The sequence below is a fragment of the Arthrobacter sp. Y3223151 genome, assembly GCF_059091125.1.
The window spans coordinates 214,437-234,285 of sequence record NZ_JBNHGI010000003.1 but is presented as its reverse complement, the minus strand read 5'-3'; the positions used below and the strand labels follow the sequence as shown (position 1 = coordinate 234,285).

The window sequence follows — 19,849 nt, the reverse complement described above, 5'->3', positions numbered from 1 at the left end:
GACGATGACCGACGAAGGGGGCCCATGAGCTGGCTGCAGACGATTCCGGCCGCGCTGTTGGCCATCGTCCTCGTCTTCGGACCCGGCCTGCTCTGGGGTGCAGTGCTCGGCCTGCGCCGGTTGTCCCTGGTCGCCCTGGCCGGCCCGTTCGGTGTCACCGCCATCGTGGTCGCCGCCGAGCTTGGCCGCCTGCTCGGGCTGGATTGGGCCTGGCCGCAGCTGCTGGCCGTGACCGTGCTCGTGGCCGTCCTGCTCTGGCTGCTCCGCCGCGGCGTTGGCCACCGCCTGCACCGCGATCCCGAAACCCCCGACCGGCCGGCGCCCTGGCGGTCGGTCGTGCTGGCCTGGGCCGTGTCGGCGGTGCCGCTGGCGGCCGCCATGATCTGGATCTTCGGCGCGCCGGACAACATCGCGCAGTCGCACGACAACATCTTCCACCTCAACGCGCTGCGCTACATCTCCGACTCGGGCAACGCCTCCTCGCTGACGCTGGGCTACCTGGGCACCACGGACCGGGGCACCTTCTACCCGGCGGGCTGGCACGACGTGGTCTCCCTGGTGATGATCAGCGCCGGGCTGCAGCCCGCGGCCGCCATCAACATCACCAACCTGGTGCTGATCACCGGCATCTGGAGCAGCGGCTGCCTGTTCCTGGTCAGCCGGATCACCGGTGAACGCACCATGCCGCTGCTGGTCGCCGCGGTGCTCTCGCTCGCCTACAGCAGCTTCCCCTACCTGCTGCTGGAGTTCGGCGTCGTCTATCCCTTCATGCTTTCCATCGCCATGCTTCCGGCCGCCCTGGGAGTGGTGCTTCAACTGCTCCGGGTGGGCGTGCACACGCGCGTGTCAACGGAAGGCAACGTGCTGCTGCTGGTCGGGCTGTTGCCGGGCATGGCGTTGTCCCACCCCGCCACCATCATGGGACTGCTGGCGCTCTCGGTGCCGCCGGTTTTCGCGGCCGCCCACCCGGCGCTGCGCTCCGGAGAACAACGACGGCGGCGGCGAGCCTTGGCGGGCACCGCCACCTATCTGGTGGTGCTGGCCGCGCTCTGGGTGACGCTCCGACCCGCCCGCAGCAGCAGCACCAACTGGGACAACCTGGGCAGTGCCGCCGCGGCCCTGGGCGACGTGGTGCTGCATTCGCCGCTCGAGCGCCCCATCTCCATCCTGGCGACGGTCCTGACGATTGTGGGCGCCTCGGTCGTCTTCAACCTGCGCAAAAACCGCTTTGCGCTGGCAATGTACGCTATCGCGGCTGCCCTCTACGTGATCGGCAACTGGCACCAGATGCCGGGCCTGCGCTGGTGGGTGACCGGTATCTGGTACAACGACTTCTTCCGCATCAGCGCCATGCTTCCGGTGGCCGGACTGCTGATCGCAGCCATCGGCGGCGTCGCGCTGGCCGGGACTGCGCGCTCCTTCTTCCGGGCCACGCTGGTTCGCCGCGAGAAGAAGCAGCCATCGTGGTTCCGGCCGGCCGCCACCGGCCTGCTGGTGGTCGCCAGTTTGGCAGTGGTACCGCTGTTTGCCGTGCAGCGGGGTATTTCCGAGGCCGCCGCCAAGTACCGGTTCACGGACAGCTCCCACCTGCTCACCGCGGACGAACTCGCGCTGATCAAGCGGATCCCCGCCCACGTTCCGGAAGACGCGGTCATCGCCGGCAACCCGCTGACCGGAGCCTCGCTGTCCTACGCCTACGCCGGGCGGCCCGCGCTGGTCCCGTCGGGAATCACGTCGCCGCGGGTGGACGGCAAGCTCATCATGGACAAGCTGGATCAGATGAAGACGGATCCGGCGGTGTGCGCCGCCGTCGAGGCACAGAACGTGCAGTTCGTGCTCGACTTTGGAGACCACTCGGTGCACCCCGGCGAGAGAACCTCGGTGCCGGGCCTGCAGGAGCTGACCGAGGCCAACGGCTTCGAGCTGGTGGACTCCGAAGGCGAAGCCAAGCTCTACCGGGTCACCGGCTGTCCCTGACCGTTGCCGTTGCGGTTGCGGGTGGTGCCACCCGGTACCCTTGATGGGTGATGGAATCCCCGCTACCGGTGCGCGACGGTGTCAATGCCACCCGCCTGCGCCTCCCCGGGCAGGGGCCGTGGCAAACGGCGCTGGATTACATGCTGCATCGGTGGGGCCATGTGGATCCCGACGGCATCAGGGACCGCTTCGACCGCGGAGAGATCGTCGGCGAAGGCGGAGCCGTGCTGGACCGGACCACCCCGCTGGATGCCCACACTTTCATTTGGTACTACCGGACCTTGCCGCGGGAGAAGCGGCTGCCGGTGGAGATCAACATTCTCCACCAGGACGCGAACATCCTGGTGGTGGACAAGCCCCATTTCCTTCCGACCACCCCCGGTGGCACCTACATCCAGGAGTCGGCGCTGGTCCGGCTCCGACGCCAACTGGACATCCCGGATCTGATTCCCATGCACCGGCTGGACCGGCTCACTGCCGGTGTCCTGCTGTTCTCCACCAACCCGGCGACCCGCGGCAAATACCAGGTGCTCTTCGAGAAGCGCCAAGTGCAAAAAGAGTACGAGGCCGTAGCACCGCTGGATCCGCGGCTGCAGTTCCCGCACACGGTGCGAAACCGCATGGTCAAGTCCCGCACCTACCTGCTGGCCGAGGTCGTCCAGGGAGAACCCAACGCGGAGACCCGGATCGAGTTGCTGGAACAGCGCGGACGGCTGGGCCGCTACAAACTGGAACCGCACACCGGGAAGACGCACCAACTGCGCGTGCACCTGGCGTCGCTGGGTATCGGCATCCTGCACGACCCGTTCTACCCGGTGCTGCTGGACCAGGCTCCTGACGACTTCGAGCGTCCCCTGCAATTACTGGCCCGCGGCATCTCCTTCACCGACCCGATCAGCGGGCGACCGGTGGAATACCGCAGCCAACTGGAACTGTCCGAGTGGGCAGCGCCATCCGAAGGGGCAGCAGAAAGCGCCGCCGGAGCAATTGCTGCCGGCGGCGCCTTGGCCTCAGCCCTGCGGGCCTAGCTAGCCTCGGGCTGCGGCCGCATCAGGCGCGGCCGGCAGCGGTTCCGCGCGCGCTGGTGTCCCGCCGGCGGTCCAGCAGCAGGCCCAGGGCGATCATGACCACGCCCAGGACGAAGTGCAGCCAGTTGTCTGCGGTGTTGAGCGGCACGAAGTTGGCTGCGCTCTGCTGATCGATGAACAGGCCGTACAGCCAGAGGACCAGGTAGACCGCGCCACCCCAGATGAAGAAGTTCCGGGCACCGGAAACAGTCCTCGCGAGCGCGAACGCCGCCACGCCGTACAGGAGGTGGACGATGTTGTGCAGAATCGATACTTGGAACACGCCCAGCAACATGGCTTCGGACTCGTGTCCCGCAAATGACATCTGGTCATAGTTCGAGGTGATTCCCGGGATGAAGCCCAGGAGCCCGATCAACAGAAAAACGGCACCGAAGACCATTGCTGCCGTTTGGAGCGGGGTCCGCCCGGTGCTTCGGGCCTGGACGTTGCCTTCTCTTGCCATGGCGATCTTCCCCTCTGACGCCTTGGCAGGTGCGTGCCCCGGCGCCGTTCGATATGGACCCTGATCAAGCCACTCTACAATAAGCTTGCTTACTAGTTAACCCCCGCAGCCAGCCCCGACCGAATTTCGCTGCCTTTCCTGCGGATAATCCGCTGCCTATGCTGCGGATATAGCCCGGTGCGGCAACCCCTGCCGGCCGGCGGCCCCGGCCCGGCAGAGTGCTGGAAAAGCCCGGCGGCTGTGGTTGCCCCCTCCGCCGCCTAGCCCCGCCCGGTGCCGCGGTCTACGCTGATGCCACGTCCGCCGGAGGGTTAGCCGAGGAGGAGCAGTGGCAAAGCAACCGTCCCGCGGCCGGGCCAGCGATCGGGCCAGCGATCGGGCCACGGCCCCGGTCACCGTGATCACCGGAGCCTCCAGCGGAATCGGCAGGGCGACGGCCCGGATCCTGGCCAAGCGCGGAGCTGCCCTGGTGCTGGCGGCGCGCAGCGCCTCCAGCCTCGACGAGGTGGCGGCCGAGTGCTCAAGGCTGGGGGCACAGGCCATCGCGGTGCCCACCGACATCACGGAGGAGGGCGGCTCCGAGAGGCTGGTCCAAGCCGCGCTGGACCGGTTCGGACGGATCGACGTGTGGATCGGAGCTGCGTCCGTTTATGGCTACGGGACGTTCGAACAAACACCGGCCGACGTGTTCCGGAAGGTGGTCGAGACGAACCTGCTGGGCCAGGCCGACAGCATCCGCGCCGTGCTGCCGCAGTTCCGACGGCAGCGGCGGGGAGTTCTGATCCTCGTCGGCTCGGTCTACTCGAAGATCAGCACGCCCTACGTGTCCGCGTACGTGGCCGGCAAGTCGGGGCTGCTGGGGCTGGCCAACGCCCTCCGGCAGGAGCTGCTGGACGAGAAGGACATCCACGTGTGCACCGTCCTGCCCGCCACCGTCGACACGCCGATCTTCCAGCATGCGGCCAATTACACCGGTCGCGGTGTCCATCCCCTCCCCCCGGTCGTCAGCCCGTACCGGGTGGCCAGGGCCATCGCCCGGATGGCGTCGAAGCCCCGCCGCCAGGTGGTGGTGGGCCGGCTCCAGCACGTCTTCATTCCGTTCCAGCACTGGTTCCCTGGCTTGCACGACCGTGTATCGGGACCGCTCATGGACACGCTGGCGCTTCGGGGAAAGGGCGTCGCGCCGTCGGCTGGGACGGTTTTCGCCCCGGATCCGCCGTCGAACGAGGTCAGCGGGAACTGGCGTTCGGGACGTGCCCGGGTGATGGCCGGAGGACTGGCAGGCCTGGCGGTGGCCGCTTACCGAAGTGCCCGGAACCGGCGGCACCCGCACGCCGGGCTCTTGGGAACCCGCAAGCGGCGACGCTCCTAGCCGAAGCGTCCGGAACGCGCCCAAGCGGCCAGCCAACAGACTTCGACCACGGCGTCGAGAAGATAGATCCTGCTGATGCGCCCGGGCACCGCGGTGAAAACGTCGACGGCCGCAAAGGTGGCAGCCGCCCCCATGCCGATCCGCCGGGCGGCGGCCAGGCCGTCGGAAGTCCCGGCACCCCTGATCTGAGCATGCCCCGCCGCCATCATCAGGCCGCCGACAGTCTTGACCAGCCAACGCTCGGCCTTCGGCCCGGTAACCGCTTCGAAGCTGCGGTAGTGCAGGAGCGGCCATACCCCGAAGGCCACATTGAACACGCCGTGGGCGACGGCCAAACCTGCCGGGTGCATACGGAACACCTCTCGCCGTCGGAGTGTATCTGGGCGGTGGGCCTGCGGCAATTGTGCCGCAGGGGACTATGAAAATCCACGCTTCGCCGCCACGACCCGCCTGCTGCCGAAGGACTGGTCCCAATCGAAGTCCGGGCACTCCGCCGCCGGCCACTAAGGTTGCTTATTAAATCCGGCGTGCTTAGCGTGGAAATGCAACCGGCCCGCACGTGGCCAACCCGGACCGATGAGTTGGCAGTCACGACGGCGGGCCTTCTAGCGGAGGTCGCCGCACATGTTTTTCCACAAACAAGAGCTTCAGTACAAGGCCGAACCGGACAAGCCGGACGCCGTCTACGCCAGGAAACTCCAGGAGGTCCTGGGCGGACAGTATGGCGAGATCACGGTCGCCATGCAGTACAGCTTCCAGGCGTGGAACATTCACATCCCCGGCAAGTACAAGGACCTGCTCTTCGGCATTGCCGCGGAGGAGTTCGGCCACGTGGAGATGCTGGCCAAGATGATTGCGCAGCTGCTCGAGAAAGCCCCGCTCGGCATCACCGACGAAGCGGTCCAGTCTGATCCGACGATCGCCGCGGTGGTGGGCGGAACCGATGTCCAGCAGGCCATCGTCGCAGGCGCGGGCGCCCGCCCGGTGGACAGCAACGGAAACCCCTGGTCCGGCAGCTACATCACCGCCAGCGGCAACTTGCTCGCGGACTTCACCTCCAACGCGAACGCCGAGATGCAGGGCCGCCTGCAGGTAGCCCGGCTCTACCACATGACGGACGACCACGGCGTGCGCGATATGCTCTCCTTCCTGCTCGCCCGGGACACCATGCACCAGAACCAGTGGATCGCCGCGGCACGGGAACTTCAGGAAGAGGGGTCCGAGACCCTGCCGGTGCCGAGCAACTTCTCGCTGTCCAAAGAGAACCGGGACGTGGCCTACCAGTACCAGAACTTCTCCGACGGGGCCGCCGCGGCACAAGGTTCCTGGGCCAGCGGGGCTTCCCCCGACGGCAAGGGCGAGTTCACCTACCATGACGGCCCCACCACCACCGCCCCGATGCCGAAGCCGACCCACCCGGACGCACGCTTCTACGGGACCACGGAACTTCCCAACCTGGTGGAGAAGACCGCCGGGGCAGTCCAGGACAAGCTGCGCAAGGAATAGCACGCCACTCATCCCCGCGACCGGCAGCGCCGCGGGGATGCTCTGACTCCGAAAGGCAGATATGTTTCAACGCAACGTCGCCGAAAACATCCATCGCGTCGCCCATGCCGATGTGAACCTCTACATCGTGGAGGACGGCGACAGGATCATGCTGGTCGACGCCGGGCTGCCGGCGATGTGGAAAATGACCGTGGCAGCCATCCGGGAGCTGGGCCGATCGCCCCGCGACATCAGTGCACTGGTGCTGACGCACGCCCATTTCGATCATGTGGGGTTCGCCGCCCGGTTGCAGCACGACCTCGACGTCCCGGTGTACTGCCATCCCGGCGACTATTACATCGCCGCCCACCCGTACCGGTACAAGCATGAGAAGAACCGCCTGCTCTATCCCGTCAAGTACCCCCGGAGCATTCCCATCCTGAGCCGGATGACGGCAGCCGGCGCGCTCATGGTCAAGGGTGTCACGGACCTGCGGACGCTCGACGACGGTGCCGCCGCAACGCTGCCCGGCGCACCTACGGTTGTGCCCACTCCAGGACACACGGCCGGGCACTGCGCCTTGCACTTCCCCGAGCGCGGGGCCTTGATCACCGGCGACGCGCTGGTCACCCTCGACCCGTATACCGGCGCCCGCGGCCCGCACATAGTAGCTGCCGCTGCCACCGCGGACACCCGGCAAGCACTCCAGTCGCTCCAGGCCTTGGCGCAGACCGAGGCACGAATCGCCCTCCCGGGCCACGGGGAGCCGTTCGGCGGCGGCATCGCTTCGGCGGTGCAGCAGGCCATCGAGCGCGGACCGTCCTGATGGCCGGAAACGGCTCTGCCCCCGCGGGAGGCGAGGCCGGAAACGGCCCTGCCCCCGCGGGAGGCGGGCAGGAGTCCGTCGTCCGTCCGGACGGCGACGACCTGTTTGGCCTGATCGCCAGCCTGACCGAGAGCCGCTGGCAATCCTCGCGGGGGAAGTTCAGGCCGACGGTTGCCTACCGCGGCCACACCTCCGCCGCCCGGGATCTTTCCACCGGGCTGGTCCGGCTGCGCGGGCAGCAGGAGACGGATGTGGAACGGCACATCCTGCGCAACTTCCGCAAGTACGCCCACCGGGACACCTCGCCCGGGGACTCGGACTGGAATTGGCTGAGCGTCGCCCAGCACCATGGCCTGCCGACCCGGCTGTTGGACTGGTCGCACTCGCCCTACGTGGCGCTGCACTTCGCCACCCGGGACACCGGCAGGTACGACGAGGACGGTGCCGTCTGGTGCGTCGACTATGCGGCTGCCCACCGCACGCTGCCCGAGGAACTGCGCGCGGCCGTCGAGTCACTGGGCGGCGGCCTGTTCACCACCGACGTTCTCTCCCGTGCCGCCTTCACCCTGGACGAGTTCGACCGTTTCACGGACGGGGACGGGCGAAGCGTGCCCTTGTTCTTCGAACCGCCGTCGCTGGACGAGCGGATCGTGAACCAGGCGGCAATCTTCTCCACCATGTCGGACTCATCGGCGGGCCTGGACGAATGGCTGGGGCGCCATCCCGGGATCTACCGCAAGATCATCATCCCGGCGACGCTCAAGTGGCGCATCCGGGACCACCTCGACCAGGCCAATGTCACCGAACGGGTGCTCTTCCCGGGCCTGGACGGTCTTTCGCTGTGGCTGCGCCGCTACTACGGCCTTCGGGACAAGGGCTAACCGCCCAGTTCCGCGTGGACGCGGCGGAAGGTCTCGGCCAGCCCCGCCGAAAACAGGACAAATTCGACCACCCGGAGCCCGCCGCCGTCGTACTTGAGGACCTCGCCGATGCCGCGGCGGGCGACCGTCTCCGCGTCCCAGCCGTAGACGCCGGCACCGATCGCCGGGAACGCCAGCGTCTCGGCCCGCAGCCCGTCGGCCACGCGGAGGGATTCCCGGAAGCAACTGGCCAGCAGCTCCTGGTCGGTCTGGCCGGCACGGCGGTTGGGTCCCACGGTATGGATCACCCATTTCGCGGGCAGGAAGTAGCCTTCGGTGGCCGCCGCGTGGCCCGGCGGCAGCCCGTCCGGCAGTTCGGTGGCGCGCAGCCGGCGGCAGGCTTCCAGCAGTTGCGGTCCCGCGGCGGCGTGGATGGCCCCGTCCACTCCCCCGCCGCCGAGCAGGCTGGAATTGGCGGCGTTTACTATGGCGTCCACCTGACGCTGGGTGATGTCGCCTTCAAGGATGCGGATTTCCATCTTTTCCAGTCTGCCACCGGGCCTGTATTCCCGATAGATTGGGCCAATGGAGATTCCCGAGGGGCCGCTGCAGTGGGTCTATTACCCCATGACGCTGCTGCTGGTCATTCTCGACGCCGCGATGCCCGCATCTCCGTCGGAAGTGATGGTGATCGGCGGCGGCACCCTGCTGGCCAACGGTGAACTGATCCTGCCGCTGGTGATCCTGGCCGCGGTGCTGGGCAGTTGGCTCGGCGACCTCCTGCTTTTCCTGCTGTTCCAGCGCGGCATCAACGCCTGGCTTAACCGTTACAGCTGGGGCCGGATGATCGACCGGGGGGTGACGCTGGCACTGACCAAAGCGGGCGAATCCTCCACCTACGCCGCGGTGGTGGCGGCCCGCTTCATCCCGGGCGGCCGGACGGCCTCGGTTGCGGCCTCCGGGCTGGCGGATGTGCCGTTCAAGCCGTTCCTGCTCGCGTCCGCCGCCGGTTCGGTGCTGTGGGCAGCGTGGATGATCGGATTGGGCTACGTCGCGGGCACCGTTTCCACCTTCCCGTTTTGGGTCAACATCCTGATCGGGACGGTGGTGGGCGTCTTGGTGGCTTCGGTGATCACGGCGGTGATTGGCTTCCGCCGGCGGGCCTACCTGCGTGCCGCGGGCGCTGCCGACGCCGTCGTCCCGCGTCCCGCCGCATCCCCTTCCGCCGATCTGGGAGCAGAGTGAAAACTGCGCCTTCCTTGGAACCCTCGATGGATACCGCCCTGCCCCCGGCCCGCCGGCTTCGATCCATGCTGGCCACCGACCTGGCACGCCAGTGCGCGGTGACCGTCGCCTTGGTCGCGTGCCTGCTGGCAGGAGCCAGCAGCGTGGGCCTGCTCGGCGGCACTCCGGTCCATGATGCCGGCGGCGGGCCTCCCTCCCCCGACGGGACCCTGCTCTCGCTGGACGCCCGGGCAGCCGACATCTGGTCGCTGATTTACCTGGGCCTCTTCGGCTACACGATCTTCCAGTGGTGGCCGGCCGTGCGCGAGTCGGCACGGCAGCGCTCCACCGGATGGCCGGTTGCGGCGGCGATGCTGCTGACCGCGGGCAGCGTCCTGGCAGCGCAGGCCGGACAGGCGGGGCTGACGCTGGCCCTTACCCTGTTGGTCCTGGCATCCCTTGGCTGGGCGGTCTACGGACTGACCCGCCACCCCGGCCATGAACCGGCGGAGGCCCTCTTGGCGGACGCTCCGATCGGCCTCTTCACCGGGTGGACCCTGCTGGGAGCGGCCATCCAGGCCGCGGACTGGCTGACCGGTCGCGGCGCCGACTTGTTTGGCTGGGGCGCCGCGGCCTGGGCCGTGCTGGCGGTGGCGGCCGTGTCCTTTGCTGCCGCCGTGGCAGCCATGAGCGGCCGCGGCCGGATGGCGGTAGTGCTGGCAGTCTGCTGGGGCCTGGGCTGGCTGCTCTACGACCGTTTCCTGGGCGATTCGCCGTCCGCGCCGGTGGCCATGGCGGCCGGCTTCGGCCTGTTCTTCGTGCTCGTGTGCGGCATGTCCCGCCGATTCCAGGTGGGGCATGCCGAGCGCCTCGCCATCCGCCGGGGCGAGCCGTTGGATTGACCTCGGGGGCCGGCGCACTCCCCCGTTAGCGGACCGGAGCCCACTTGCCGCGTGAGCGGCGCAGTACGGCCAGTCCGGCGGTGCCGGCGACTTCTTCAACCGCGTGGCGCATGTTGGCTCCGGCCTGCAACGCCTGGCGGTTCTCCACGGCATAGGCGTTGGTATCGACGGTGAAGCGGACGGTGATCCGTGGGACGCCGGCCACCACGTCCAGCTGGTGTGCTTCCACCACGTGGGCGGAACCCACCGCTGCCGTTGCGGCGTCCATCACCGCTTCCGGCCGGTTACCGGGCCGCAGCCCGGTGATCTCCAACTGGGCGCGGAAGGATGGCATCCCTCAACTTTAGCCGCGTCCGTGCCACCGGCCCGGCGGTCGATCGGGCACGTCCGCCCTGCACCGGGCGGGGCGTCAGGGCGTGCCCAGTTCGATCAGCAGCACGCCTGCGGCGATGCAGACGATTCCGGCCGCCATCAGCTTGGTGAGCGGTTCGTCGAAGAGGAACTTACCGGCCAGCGCCGTCAGGGCAACGCCGCAGGCAGTCCAGATGCCGTAGGCAATCCCGATTCCCAGCCCGTGACGCAGGGCGAAGGACAGGCAGGTAAAGGCGACGAGGTAGCCGGACACGACGGCCACCAGCCAGGCCTTGTGCCCGTCGATGCTGGCCCGCAGCGAGAGCGTGGCGGCTACCTCCAGGACGATCGCGGCAGCGAGGAAGGCCCAGGCCATCAGGTACGCGCCCGTTCTGTCCGGCGCGACGCGGCCCGGTGCCCTCCCCATTGCACGAGCACCACTCCCGCGACGGCGAGCGCCATGCCGGCAACCATCAAGGCCGTCAACGGTTCCTGGTACAGGACCGCCGCCAGGACGGCCGTGAGGGCAACGCCGAGCGCACCCCAGATCCCGTAGGCGACCCCGACGGGCACTCCCGCACGCAGAACGGCGGCGAGGAGCGCAAACGACGTGACATAGCCGGCGACCACCACCGCGTACATCCCCGGCGAATCCAAGGCAGCCTTCAACGACAGGGACGCCGCCACCTCGCAAACAATCGCCCCCGCGAGGAACAACCAATTCTTCATCTATCAACCTCCCCCACCAGCACAACAGGTTACGGGGTTCATTGCACGCCCGGAGCACGGACCGCCGGGGCGGTATGACGGCGCCGTGCCCGGGGTGCCCGGCAAAAGGCAGGTTGAACGGGAATTCCGGGGCCGCCATCTTGACGTACTGATCAGCCAGAACATCAAATAAAGAGAAACCGCTGAAGAGGGCCGCCGGAGCAGCCTCTTCGGCATCCGGTTTCAGCATCAGGGTTCCGCTGCGCAGTTCAAGAGAGTCAACTGTGGAAAAGCAATCGATCACCCCTGCATCCTCCCCCCAACAAGACGGCGCCCCGCCGGGGCAGGCGCAGTCCGGCGGCGGCTGGAACGCCGATACCGCGGCCGGGCCGATGAGCGCCGGCGGCGCGGTGACCGTGGTGGAAGGCTCATCCTTCTGCATCTCCTCGGCCGGAGGCGACATGTATCCCGGTCTGACGCAGGGCGCCTTCTACCAGGACACCCGGATCTTGTCCGGCTGGTGCCTGACCGTCAACAAGCTTCCCCTCGAACCCCTGCTTTCCCGCGTGCTGGAGCCGTACCGTGCCCTCTTCGTCGGGCGGGCCCGCCGAGCGGACGGGCTGGCCGACTCCCAGTTGGTGGTCGAACGCGAACGGCTCGTCGGGGCCGGCCTGCGCGAGGACCTGGTGGTGACCAACCACTCGGCCCTGCCGGCGGAGTGCGTCCTGGAGCTGCGGGTGGAAGCCGACTTTGCCGACCTCTTTGACGTGAAAGGCGGGCGGGCGGCGCCTGCGATCCAGCTGGTCCGGCAGGCCCGCGGTGATGAGCTCCAGCTCGAAGTAGTTCGCCGCGGCCGCCGGCGCGGCATCCTCGTGCACGGGCGCGGCGCAGCAGTGAACGAGGACGTGCTCCACTTCGCGGCAACCATCCCGGCGCGCGGGAAGTGGTCCACGAGCGTCATCGTCACTCCATTGGTGGAACAGGACCGTCCCGCCGAGCCGTTCGCCGCCACCGGCTCCGTCGCCGACTTGGAAGCGGCACGCCGTCACCGGGCCTGGGGGGAATCGACGCCGCAGCTGGACATTGCCAATACCGACATCGAGGCGGTGCTGCGGCGAAGCCACGAGGACCTCGGTGCGTTGCGGATCTTCGACCCCGCCCATCCGGGACGCGCCGTGGTCGCCGCCGGGGCCCCCTGGTTCATGGCGCTCTTCGGCCGGGACTCGCTCCTGTCCGCCTACATGGCGCTGCCCGTCGACCCCTCGCTGGCACGCGGGACGCTGCAGACGCTCGCCGCCCGGCAGGGCAAGAAAATCAATCCCGATACTGAAGAGGAGCCCGGGCGGATTCTGCACGAGGTGCGCCTGGGCGTGGCTGCCGGAGTAGTTCTCGGCGACCACGCGGCGTACTACGGGACCGCGGACGCGACTCCCCTCTTCGTCGTCCTGATGTCGGAGTTGAACCGCTGGGGCATGGAGCAGGACATCCTGCAGTCGCTGCTGCCGCACGCTGACCGGGCGCTGGACTGGATCCGGAACTTCGGGGACCGGGACGGTGACGGTTTTGTGGAATACAACCGTGCCGTTCCCCACGGCCTGCTCAACCAGGGCTGGAAAGATTCCTGGGACGGCATCAACTTCGCCGACGGGCGGATGGCCGAGCCGCCGATCGCCCTGTGCGAGGTTCAGGGGTATGTCTACAGCGCCTACATTGGCCGCGGACTGCTCGCCGCCGCGGCCGGTGATCAGGACCTGGCCGCGGAGTGGGGGCGCCGCGCGGCAAGGCTGAAGGAGGAGTTCAACGAGCGCTTTTGGCTTCCCGACCTGGGCTACTACGCCGTGGCCTTGGACGGGAAAAAGCGGCCTGTGGACGCCTGCACTTCCAACATGGGGCATTGTCTGTGGTCGGGCATCGTCGACGACGACAAGGCACCGCAAGTGGCCGCCCGGCTCATGTCCCCCGAGATGTTCACGGGCTGGGGGATCCGGACGCTGGCATCGGACATGGGCGCCTACAACCCGGTCAGCTACCACAACGGTTCCGTGTGGCCCCATGACAGCACCCTGGTCGCCAGCGGGTTGATGCGCTACGGGTTTGTCGAGGAGGCCCGGAGAGTGGCCGGCGGGCTCTTTGATGCAGCCGTTCACTTCGACGGACGGTTGCCCGAACTGTTCTGCGGTTTCGACCGGAGTGAATACGACGTGCCGGTACCGTACCCCACGTCCTGCTCGCCGCAGGCCTGGGCCGCCGCCGCGCCGGTCCAGCTGATGCGCATGCTCCTGCGTTTGGATCCTTATCTCCCGGCGGATGAGCTGTGGCTCGATCCCGAGATTCCGGCAGATTTCGGCTCGTTCCGCGCGGACAACCTGCTGCTCGGGAAATCCCGCGTGTCCCTGGCCGCCACCGGAAAAACTTTTACCGTGGAGGGTCTGGCTCCCGAGGTGAGGGTGCGCCACGGTTCACGGTCGCCGCTGGCGGAGCTGCTGGTGCTCAGCGGCCGGGACACGGATGGGTCCGAAAGCTTCGCCGGGGACAGCTGAGCCGCTTCCGTGCGCGCCTTGGCCGACCCTTGCGGGCTGCGCCGCCCGCCGCTGGTGACCGGCCGCCGCTCCGCCGGACCACGGGCGTCTAACCTGCGCGCCTCGCCAACCCCGGCTGCGCTGTCGTACGCTGGAGCTGCTCCGGGAGGAAAGGCCGACGATGCGTATCGGGCTGATCGCGCCACCGTGGTTTCCGGTTCCGCCGGTTGGCTACGGCGGCATCGAACAGGTCGTTGACATCCTCGCCCGCGGTTACGTGGACGCCGGGCACGAGGTGGTGCTGGCCGCGGCTGCCGACAGCATATGCCCCGTTCCCCTGGTGCCGGGCACGGAGCCGTCCGACCCAGATGCCCTGGGAACCAATTCGTCGGAGCTCCACCACGTCATCCGGGCCTATGAGGGGCTCCACGGCGTCGACCTCATCCACGACCACACCCTGACCGGGCCGTTCTACCGGGACCGGCCGGGTTCGGTGCCGGGGGTCATGACGATACACACCGGGCTGACCGCGCAGCTGACCGGCATCTACCGCGCCGCGGAACGGCATGTCGCCCTCGTTGCGATCTCCCACCAGCAGGTGGCCGGCAGCGGCCTCGACGTCTCCGCCGTCATCCACCACGGGATCGATACCGCCGCCGTGCCCGTGGGCACGGGCCGGGGCGGGTACGCCTGTTTCCTGGGCCGGATGTGCCCGGACAAGGGAGTAGCCGAAGCCATCAGGATCTCCCGCCTGGCAGGGATGCCGCTGAAAATCGGCGCCAAGATGCGCGAACCCGAGGAACTGCGGTACTTCCACGACGTCATCGAACCCATGCTTGGGCCGAATGAGGAGTTCCTCGGCGAAGTCTCCGGCGGCGACAAATACCGGCTGCTGGGCGAGGCGGTCGCCCTGTTAAACCCGCTCCAGTGGGCCGAGCCTTTCGGCCTCGTCATGATCGAGGCCCTGGCCGCCGGGACCCCCGTGGTCGCCACGCCGCGGGGCGCCGCCCCCGAAATCGTCGAGCCCGGCGCCACCGGGCATCTGGCAGCGGACCATCGGGAGTTGGCCAGGCTCCTGCCCCAGGCCGCCGCGCTGGACCGCCGCGCCTGCCGGGCAGCCGCCGAGGACCGCTTCAGCGCGGCACGCATGACGGCGGACCACCTGAACCTTTACGCCCGGCTGCTGGCCCGACAAGGCTAGCGCCGGTGGGACAGGCCTAGCGGCGGCCGGACACACCTAGCGACGGTGGATGGACTTGTAGCTGACGTAGGCGTTGAGTCCCTCAATCCCGTACTCGGTGCCGAGGCCCGAGTCGTGCCTGCCGCCGAACGGGGCGGAGTGGTTGGAGGCGAAGAAATTGATGCCCACCGAGCCGGTGTCCATCCGATCGGCCACGGCGAGCGCCGCGTCCTGGTCCTGGCCGAACACGAGTCCGCCCAGCCCGAACCCGGTGTCGTTCGCCAGCGCCACGGCTTCGTCCAGGTCCGTGTACTTCATCACGGCCAGGACCGGGCCGAAAACCTCCTCACGGGCAATGCGCATATCCGGTGTCACGTCCGCGAACACCGTGGGCTCCACGAAGTAACCGCCCTCGAGCCCGCCGCCGAGCCGCGCGGCCCGCCCGCCGGTGGTGGCCCGGGCTCCCTCGCCCCTGGCCGCCTCCACGTGGTCGAGCACCGTCCGGTACTGCAACTCGGTGGCCGACGGGCCGAAATCGGTGGCCGGGTCCAGCGGGTCGCCCTGGACGCCGGCAGCGATGGTCGCCGTCACCATGTCCACCACCTGGTCATAGCGCGAGGCGGGGGCGAGGATGCGGCTGGAGATGTAGCAGGTCTGGCCCGTGTTGCGCATACTGGAGCGGATCAGCACCTTCGACATCTCGTCCAGGTCGGCGTCCTCGAGCACCACCGCGCTGGACTTGCCGCCGAGTTCCAGCGTGACGGGACGCAGCAGCTCGCCGCAGGCGGCGGCGATCTTGCGCCCCACCGGGGTGGAACCGGTGAAGGCGACCTTGTCCACGCCGGGATGCTTGACCAGGATGTCGCCGAGCCTGCCCGATCCGGTGATCAGGTTGACCACGCCGGCCGGCACTCCGGCGGCGGCCACGGCGTCCACGATGAGGCGGAAGGACAGCGGCGTGGGCGAGGCCGGTTTCATCACCACGGTGCAGCCGGCCAGCAGCGCCGGCGCCAGCTTGATCACCATGAGGTTGATCGGGAAGTTCCACGGCGCGATCAGCCCGCACACCCCTACCGGGTCCCGACGCACCACGGATTCGCCGCCACCGTGCGGGAACGGGCGCACGTCTTCGTGTTCCAGATAGCCAGCCAGGGTGGCGAAGTATCGGAAGATTCCCGCGGCGTTGCCGGCGGCCCGGGACGACTCGGAGACCGGCGAACCGTTTTCGCGGGTGTTGGTCAGCGAGAGCTCGTCGGACCGCTTCTCGACTTCGTCGGCAATCCGCAGCAGGTACGCCGCGCGTTCGGACGGCGCCAGCGTCGGCCACGGGCCGGAGTCGAAGGCCCGCCGCGCCGCGGCCACGGCGGCGTCCACGTCTTCGGGAGTACCGTCCGGCACAGACCCCCAGACGTCGCCGGTGGCCGGGTCGGTCACGGGATTGCGCCCGGTGCCGCGCGCGGGGACCCAGGCGCCGTCGATGAAGACGTCGTCGACGTGGGTGTAGGGCAGGTGCAACGCTGCGCGCGCGGCGAGCGCGGGCGGGGCGGACGACGCCGGTGCTCCCCCCGGTGCGGGGGTGGTGGTGCCGGGGGTGGTAGTCATCGGATGACTCCTGTCTTCAGCAGGGCCCTGGAACGCTCCAGGTCGGCCGTTCCCATGGCGAGGGCCGCCTCGGTGATCAGTTCCGGAATGATCTCGGCGCCGAGCCGGTCGGTGTAGACGGCCGGCGTCATGCCGAACCAGGTCGCGGCCACCGCGATGCCGGCGTGGTCGAACCGCCACAGCCGGTCCGAGTCCCGGACCAGGGCGTCCTCCAGCGAGTACGGCACGTGGCGGGTGTCATGGCCGTCGATGATCTCGCAGACGCGGTCGACGAACTCCTCCGAATACCCGAGGCCGGGCAGCACCGTGCGTGCCACCTTGCAGCCCTCGGCCTCGTGCTCGAAGCGGATGGCCGCCTTGCGCCAGTCGCCGGTGAATCCCTCGGAAAGGATCCGTTCCTCGTCCACGTGCGCCCAGCCGGTGTCGTGCAGCAGGACGGCCACCCGGACCAGTTCCGCGTCGGCTTGCGGGTATGCCCGGCACAGCCGCTCGGCGAAGGCCAGCGAAATCGGCAGGTGGATGTCGTTGGCGCGGGTGCGTGTCTCCGGCACCACGGCCTGCCAGATCGGGTCCAGGTCGGCGGCGGCCGCCGGGGTGGTGGCGATGGGCGAGGTGTCGATGGCGCCGGTGGCCGGCAGCGGCCGCACGGGGTGGGCGGCCGCGAAGGCGGCGGCGCGCGGATCCTCGGCGGGGTCGGGTTGGCCGCCGGCGGCCCACGTTGGGGTTTGGCCCGCGGCCTCCGGGGTCTGTGTCTCGGGGGTGCTCATGGGGTGGGTCTCCTTGTCGTGCGGCCGCACGGCGGGCAGTCAGTCGTCCGTCGCGATGGTCTTGAGGACGACGGCGGGGTCGGCCGCCGCGTCCGCGGGGATGTTCTGGCCCTTGGCCAGGGCGTTTTTGACCGCCATGAAGTCCAGCGGGGCGTTCACGCAGTCGGCGGCGATGATCCGGCCGTCGCGGTAGTAGAGGACGGAGAACTTGCCGCGCTCGTCGTCACGGCGGACAACGGTCCGGTCGTAGCCCAGCGTCAGGCCGGCGATCTGCAGCTTCAGGTCCGCCTGGTTCGACCAGAACCACGGGATCCCGGCGTAGTCCTCCCGCCGGCCCATCAGGGAGTAGGCGGCGACCTTGGCGTGTTCGATCGCGTTGTTCACGCTTTCCAGCCGGATCCGCTCGCCCTCCGGCGAGCCGGGCAGCGGGTTGGGCATGTTGGCCACGTCGCCCACCGCCACCGTGGTTCCGTCGGAGGCCAGCGCGTGCCGGTCGACCACAATGCCGTTGTCCACCTCCAGGCCCAGCTGCTCGGCGAGCTCGGTGTTGGGCACGACGCCGATGCCGACCAGCACCAGCTGGGCGGCGACCACGGTGCCGTCTTCGAGGCCAACGCCGCCCACCGTGCCCCCGCCGTCCGCGGGCACCAGTTCCCGGATGCGGGAATTCAGCCGGATGTCGAGGCCGCGTTCACGGTGCGCCGTGAGGAAGTAGTCGCTGGTTTCTTCGCCCACGGCCCGGCCGATCAGCCGCGGCCCGTACTCGAGCACGGTGACGTTCTTGCCCATCTTGTGCAGGCTGGACGCAGCCTCCAGCCCGATGAAGCCGCCGCCGATCACCACCGCGTCACGCACGCCCTCCAGCTGGGCCTTCAGCGCCAGGGCGTCGTCGGCGTTGCGCAGGTAGACCACCCCGTCCAGGTCGGCGCCGGGGACCTGTAGTTTGCGCGCACGGGCGCCCACGGTCAGCGCCAGCCGGCGGAACGGGAACTGTGCCCCGGAGGCAGCGTGGGCCACCCCGGAACCGTCCGCTTCCTTCTCGATCCGCTCGATCCGCTCGCCCTTGACCAGGGCCACGTTGTGGTCCTCCCAGTACTGGTTCGACCGGAAGATCAGCGATTCGCTCTCCACCGTGCCCTGCAGGAACTCCTTGGACAGGGCCGGGCGCTGGTAGGGCCGGTGGTTCTCCTCGCCCAGCAGCGTGATGTGCTCCGTGAAGCCGAGCGCCCGCAGCGAAACGGCCAACTGGACTCCCGACTGGCTCGCGCCGATGATCAGCAGCCCGGTTTGCACGGCACCGTCCGCCGCCGGGGCGGGGGCCGCCGTCGTCGTTGTGGTGGTGGTTTCCATGATCAGATCTGCGTTTCCGGGGTAGTGACGTACACGTCCTGGCCCTCGGCCAGCTTGAGCTGGCAGGACAGGCGGGAATTTTCCTGGCGGTCCACCGCCGTTCCGTAGAGCATTTCGTCCTCCATGTCTTCCATCTCCGGAAGCTGGTCCATGGTGTCCTCGCGGACGAACACGTGGCAGGTGGCGCAGGACAGCGAGCCGCCGCATTCGGCGACGATGCCCGGCACGCCGTTGCGCACCGCGGTTTCCATGACCGAGTCGCCGGGGTTGCCTTCGACGTCGCGGACGGCGCCTTCAGCGTCGGTGAAATGTACCGTAGGCATGGTTCTCCTTGGGTTGCAGTGGTTCAGATGAACTGGCGGCCGCCGTCGACCACCATGGTTTGTCCGGTGATGTAGGAACTGTCCGGGCCGGCCAGGAAGAGCGCCGCGCCCACGATGTCCTCGGGCTGGCTGGCGCGTTTGAGTGCGCCGCGGTCCACGCCGTAGTTCTCGGCGTTCTCCATCAGCCCGTAGCTGGCCTCGGTGAGCGTGAAGCCCGGCGCGATCGCGTTGACGGTGATGTTGCGCCGGCCCAGTTCCTTGGCCAGCACCCGGGTCATCGACACCACGCCGCCCTTCGAGGCGACGTAGTGCAGCCACTGCTCCGAGCCGGAGTAGATGGTGGCGGAGGAGAGGTTGATGACGCGGGCGCCATCGGGCAGGAACGGGCTGGCGGCGCGGGTCACGAGCCAGGGCCCTTTGAGGTTCACGTTCATGACCAGGTCCCATTCGGCCGGGTCGATCTCCTCGAACGGGGTGCGGGTCACCGTGGCATAGATGGCGGCGTTGTTAAGGACGACGTCGATGCTCCCCTGCCCGAAGTCGGCGCACCGCCGGGCGAGGGCCTCGGTGGAGGCGACGTCGGTGACGTCGGCTTCGAAGGCCTCGGCCTCCGCGCCGGTTTCGCGGACCAGCGCCGCAGTCTTTTCGGCGCCGGCCAGGTTGGTGTCGGCCGCTGCCACCCGGTAGCCGCGGGCCGCGAAGCCCAGGGCGAAGGCGCGGCCCAGCCCGCCGGCGGCTCCGGTGATCAGCACGGTCCGGGCGTCGGACCCCTGGACGGGGTCCGGGAAGCCGTGGCCGGCCGTGGCGTCGGGGGGAGGCTGTGTCATCGTCACGCTTTCATGTTCGGAGTGCCGGGCCGGGACCCGCTGGGGG

Annotated in this window: 21 protein-coding genes; 10 read left to right on the top strand and 11 right to left on the bottom strand. The window is 68.8% G+C overall.

Annotation, left to right across the window (positions count from 1 at the left end):
- Positions 1-24 precede the first annotated feature (24 nt).
- Both AC5RUP_RS07040 and AC5RUP_RS07035 read left to right on the top strand, forming a co-directional pair.
- Positions 25-1,977 carry a DUF6541 family protein gene (locus AC5RUP_RS07040; RefSeq protein ID WP_494154018.1) on the top strand — a complete coding sequence of 651 codons (1,953 nt, stop codon included), beginning with the start codon at positions 25-27 and terminating at the stop codon, positions 1,975-1,977.
- A 50-nt stretch (positions 1,978-2,027) separates the two neighbouring features.
- Positions 2,028-3,005, top strand: a complete 978-nt coding sequence (locus AC5RUP_RS07035; RefSeq protein ID WP_494154017.1) for an RluA family pseudouridine synthase — start codon at positions 2,028-2,030, stop codon at positions 3,003-3,005.
- 22 nt (positions 3,006-3,027) lie between these two features.
- Here AC5RUP_RS07035 and AC5RUP_RS07030 read toward each other — a convergent pair whose 3' ends face one another.
- Complete coding sequence (locus AC5RUP_RS07030; RefSeq protein WP_494154016.1) at positions 3,028-3,507, bottom strand: DUF4383 domain-containing protein; 480 nt, start codon at positions 3,505-3,507, stop codon at positions 3,028-3,030.
- Between the two features lie 328 nt (positions 3,508-3,835).
- Here AC5RUP_RS07030 and AC5RUP_RS07025 point away from each other — a divergent pair, with 328 nt between their 5' ends.
- Positions 3,836-4,879 carry an SDR family NAD(P)-dependent oxidoreductase gene (locus AC5RUP_RS07025; protein ID WP_494154015.1) on the top strand — a complete coding sequence of 348 codons (1,044 nt, stop codon included), beginning with the start codon at positions 3,836-3,838 and terminating at the stop codon, positions 4,877-4,879.
- Here AC5RUP_RS07025 and AC5RUP_RS07020 read toward each other — a convergent pair.
- Positions 4,876-5,229, bottom strand: a complete 354-nt coding sequence (locus tag AC5RUP_RS07020) for a hypothetical protein (protein WP_494154014.1) — start codon at positions 5,227-5,229, stop codon at positions 4,876-4,878. The genes AC5RUP_RS07025 and AC5RUP_RS07020 overlap by 4 nt on opposite strands.
- Before the next feature lie 274 nt (positions 5,230-5,503).
- On the opposite strand from AC5RUP_RS07020, the gene AC5RUP_RS07015 reads away from it, so the two are divergent.
- From AC5RUP_RS07015 to AC5RUP_RS07005, 3 genes are all read left to right on the top strand, one after another.
- Positions 5,504-6,385 (top strand): manganese catalase, encoded by an 882-nt coding sequence (locus AC5RUP_RS07015; protein ID WP_494154013.1) that lies wholly within the window; start codon positions 5,504-5,506, stop codon positions 6,383-6,385.
- A 61-nt stretch (positions 6,386-6,446) separates the two neighbouring features.
- The gene (locus AC5RUP_RS07010) at positions 6,447-7,190 is read left to right on the top strand and encodes an MBL fold metallo-hydrolase (RefSeq protein WP_494154012.1); all 744 of its coding nucleotides are present in this window, start codon (positions 6,447-6,449) and stop codon (positions 7,188-7,190) included.
- Complete coding sequence (locus tag AC5RUP_RS07005; RefSeq protein ID WP_494154011.1) at positions 7,190-8,071, top strand: FRG domain-containing protein; 882 nt, start codon at positions 7,190-7,192, stop codon at positions 8,069-8,071. The genes AC5RUP_RS07010 and AC5RUP_RS07005 overlap by 1 nt, the downstream gene beginning before the upstream one ends.
- On the opposite strand, the gene AC5RUP_RS07000 is transcribed toward AC5RUP_RS07005, so the two are convergent.
- Positions 8,068-8,589 (bottom strand): O-acetyl-ADP-ribose deacetylase, encoded by a 522-nt coding sequence (locus tag AC5RUP_RS07000; protein ID WP_494154010.1) that lies wholly within the window; start codon positions 8,587-8,589, stop codon positions 8,068-8,070. The two genes, AC5RUP_RS07005 and AC5RUP_RS07000, sit on opposite strands and share 4 nt — an antisense overlap.
- A gap of 46 nt (positions 8,590-8,635) precedes the next feature.
- Between AC5RUP_RS07000 and AC5RUP_RS06995 the strand changes: the two genes are divergently transcribed.
- Together AC5RUP_RS06995 and AC5RUP_RS06990 are read left to right on the top strand one after the other, a co-directional pair.
- Positions 8,636-9,295 carry a DedA family protein gene (locus AC5RUP_RS06995; protein WP_494092136.1) on the top strand — a complete coding sequence of 220 codons (660 nt, stop codon included), beginning with the start codon at positions 8,636-8,638 and terminating at the stop codon, positions 9,293-9,295.
- A gap of 26 nt (positions 9,296-9,321) precedes the next feature.
- A complete protein-coding gene (locus AC5RUP_RS06990) occupies positions 9,322-10,176 on the top strand; it encodes a TspO-related membrane protein (protein WP_494158397.1) in 855 nt (284 codons plus the stop codon).
- A 25-nt stretch (positions 10,177-10,201) separates the two neighbouring features.
- Here the strand turns inward: AC5RUP_RS06990 and AC5RUP_RS06985 are convergent, their stop codons facing one another.
- The 3 genes from AC5RUP_RS06985 to AC5RUP_RS06975 all read right to left on the bottom strand — a co-directional run bounded on the left by AC5RUP_RS06985 (position 10,202) and on the right by AC5RUP_RS06975 (position 11,256).
- On the bottom strand, positions 10,202-10,510 hold the full coding sequence (locus tag AC5RUP_RS06985; RefSeq protein WP_494154446.1) for a hypothetical protein: 309 nt from the start codon (positions 10,508-10,510) through the stop codon (positions 10,202-10,204).
- A gap of 75 nt (positions 10,511-10,585) precedes the next feature.
- Positions 10,586-10,903, bottom strand: a complete 318-nt coding sequence (locus AC5RUP_RS06980) for a DMT family transporter (protein ID WP_494154445.1) — start codon at positions 10,901-10,903, stop codon at positions 10,586-10,588.
- Positions 10,903-11,256: a DMT family transporter gene (locus AC5RUP_RS06975; protein WP_494154444.1), complete on the bottom strand. Its 354-nt coding sequence runs from the start codon at positions 11,254-11,256 to the stop codon at positions 10,903-10,905. The genes AC5RUP_RS06980 and AC5RUP_RS06975 overlap by 1 nt, the downstream gene beginning before the upstream one ends.
- A gap of 371 nt (positions 11,257-11,627) precedes the next feature.
- Between AC5RUP_RS06975 and AC5RUP_RS06970 the strand changes: the two genes are divergently transcribed.
- Positions 11,628-13,775 (top strand): amylo-alpha-1,6-glucosidase, encoded by a 2,148-nt coding sequence (locus tag AC5RUP_RS06970; RefSeq protein WP_494154447.1) that lies wholly within the window; start codon positions 11,628-11,630, stop codon positions 13,773-13,775.
- 160 nt (positions 13,776-13,935) lie between these two features.
- Positions 13,936-14,955: a glycosyltransferase family 4 protein gene (locus AC5RUP_RS06965; protein ID WP_494154443.1), complete on the top strand. Its 1,020-nt coding sequence runs from the start codon at positions 13,936-13,938 to the stop codon at positions 14,953-14,955.
- Positions 14,956-14,991: 36 nt separating this feature from the next.
- Here AC5RUP_RS06965 and AC5RUP_RS06960 read toward each other — a convergent pair whose 3' ends face one another.
- The 5 genes from AC5RUP_RS06960 to AC5RUP_RS06940 are packed head-to-tail and all read right to left on the bottom strand — an operon-like array spanning position 14,992 to position 19,803.
- Complete coding sequence (locus AC5RUP_RS06960) at positions 14,992-16,536, bottom strand: aldehyde dehydrogenase family protein (protein ID WP_494158396.1); 1,545 nt, start codon at positions 16,534-16,536, stop codon at positions 14,992-14,994.
- Positions 16,533-17,303, bottom strand: coding sequence for an HD domain-containing protein (locus tag AC5RUP_RS06955; RefSeq protein ID WP_494158395.1), 771 nt, complete (start codon positions 17,301-17,303; stop codon positions 16,533-16,535). The genes AC5RUP_RS06960 and AC5RUP_RS06955 overlap by 4 nt, the downstream gene beginning before the upstream one ends.
- Positions 17,304-17,342: 39 nt before the next feature.
- Entirely contained in the window at positions 17,343-18,653 is a 1,311-nt protein-coding gene (locus AC5RUP_RS06950) for an NAD(P)/FAD-dependent oxidoreductase (protein ID WP_494155011.1), read from the bottom strand.
- Positions 18,654-18,655: 2 nt separating this feature from the next.
- Positions 18,656-18,976 (bottom strand): 2Fe-2S iron-sulfur cluster-binding protein, encoded by a 321-nt coding sequence (locus tag AC5RUP_RS06945; RefSeq protein ID WP_494002250.1) that lies wholly within the window; start codon positions 18,974-18,976, stop codon positions 18,656-18,658.
- A gap of 23 nt (positions 18,977-18,999) precedes the next feature.
- Complete coding sequence (locus tag AC5RUP_RS06940) at positions 19,000-19,803, bottom strand: SDR family NAD(P)-dependent oxidoreductase (RefSeq protein ID WP_494158415.1); 804 nt, start codon at positions 19,801-19,803, stop codon at positions 19,000-19,002.
- Positions 19,804-19,849 lie beyond the last annotated feature (46 nt).

Excerpts from the sequence above, each read along its gene's own strand:
- AC5RUP_RS07040 (WP_494154018.1), top strand. The coding sequence starts at position 25 with ATGAGCTGGCTGCAGACGATTCCGGCCGCGCTGTTGGCCATCGTCCTC.
- AC5RUP_RS07035 (WP_494154017.1), top strand. The coding sequence starts at position 2,028 with ATGGAATCCCCGCTACCGGTGCGCGACGGTGTCAATGCCACCCGCCTG.
- AC5RUP_RS07030 (WP_494154016.1), bottom strand. The coding sequence starts at position 3,507 with ATGGCAAGAGAAGGCAACGTCCAGGCCCGAAGCACCGGGCGGACCCCG.
- AC5RUP_RS07020 (WP_494154014.1), bottom strand. The coding sequence starts at position 5,229 with ATGCACCCGGCAGGTTTGGCCGTCGCCCACGGCGTGTTCAATGTGGCC.
- AC5RUP_RS07015 (WP_494154013.1), top strand. The coding sequence starts at position 5,504 with ATGTTTTTCCACAAACAAGAGCTTCAGTACAAGGCCGAACCGGACAAG.
- AC5RUP_RS07010 (WP_494154012.1), top strand. The coding sequence starts at position 6,447 with ATGTTTCAACGCAACGTCGCCGAAAACATCCATCGCGTCGCCCATGCC.
- AC5RUP_RS07005 (WP_494154011.1), top strand. The coding sequence starts at position 7,190 with ATGGCCGGAAACGGCTCTGCCCCCGCGGGAGGCGAGGCCGGAAACGGC.
- AC5RUP_RS07000 (WP_494154010.1), bottom strand. The coding sequence starts at position 8,589 with ATGGAAATCCGCATCCTTGAAGGCGACATCACCCAGCGTCAGGTGGAC.
- AC5RUP_RS06995 (WP_494092136.1), top strand. The coding sequence starts at position 8,636 with ATGGAGATTCCCGAGGGGCCGCTGCAGTGGGTCTATTACCCCATGACG.
- AC5RUP_RS06990 (WP_494158397.1), top strand. The coding sequence starts at position 9,322 with ATGGATACCGCCCTGCCCCCGGCCCGCCGGCTTCGATCCATGCTGGCC.
- AC5RUP_RS06985 (WP_494154446.1), bottom strand. The coding sequence starts at position 10,510 with ATGCCATCCTTCCGCGCCCAGTTGGAGATCACCGGGCTGCGGCCCGGT.
- AC5RUP_RS06980 (WP_494154445.1), bottom strand. The coding sequence starts at position 10,903 with ATGGCCTGGGCCTTCCTCGCTGCCGCGATCGTCCTGGAGGTAGCCGCC.
- AC5RUP_RS06975 (WP_494154444.1), bottom strand. The coding sequence starts at position 11,256 with ATGAAGAATTGGTTGTTCCTCGCGGGGGCGATTGTTTGCGAGGTGGCG.
- AC5RUP_RS06970 (WP_494154447.1), top strand. The coding sequence starts at position 11,628 with ATGAGCGCCGGCGGCGCGGTGACCGTGGTGGAAGGCTCATCCTTCTGC.
- AC5RUP_RS06965 (WP_494154443.1), top strand. The coding sequence starts at position 13,936 with ATGCGTATCGGGCTGATCGCGCCACCGTGGTTTCCGGTTCCGCCGGTT.
- AC5RUP_RS06960 (WP_494158396.1), bottom strand. The coding sequence starts at position 16,536 with ATGACTACCACCCCCGGCACCACCACCCCCGCACCGGGGGGAGCACCG.
- AC5RUP_RS06955 (WP_494158395.1), bottom strand. The coding sequence starts at position 17,303 with ATGAGCACCCCCGAGACACAGACCCCGGAGGCCGCGGGCCAAACCCCA.
- AC5RUP_RS06950 (WP_494155011.1), bottom strand. The coding sequence starts at position 18,653 with ATGGAAACCACCACCACAACGACGACGGCGGCCCCCGCCCCGGCGGCG.
- AC5RUP_RS06945 (WP_494002250.1), bottom strand. The coding sequence starts at position 18,976 with ATGCCTACGGTACATTTCACCGACGCTGAAGGCGCCGTCCGCGACGTC.
- AC5RUP_RS06940 (WP_494158415.1), bottom strand. The coding sequence starts at position 19,803 with ATGACACAGCCTCCCCCCGACGCCACGGCCGGCCACGGCTTCCCGGAC.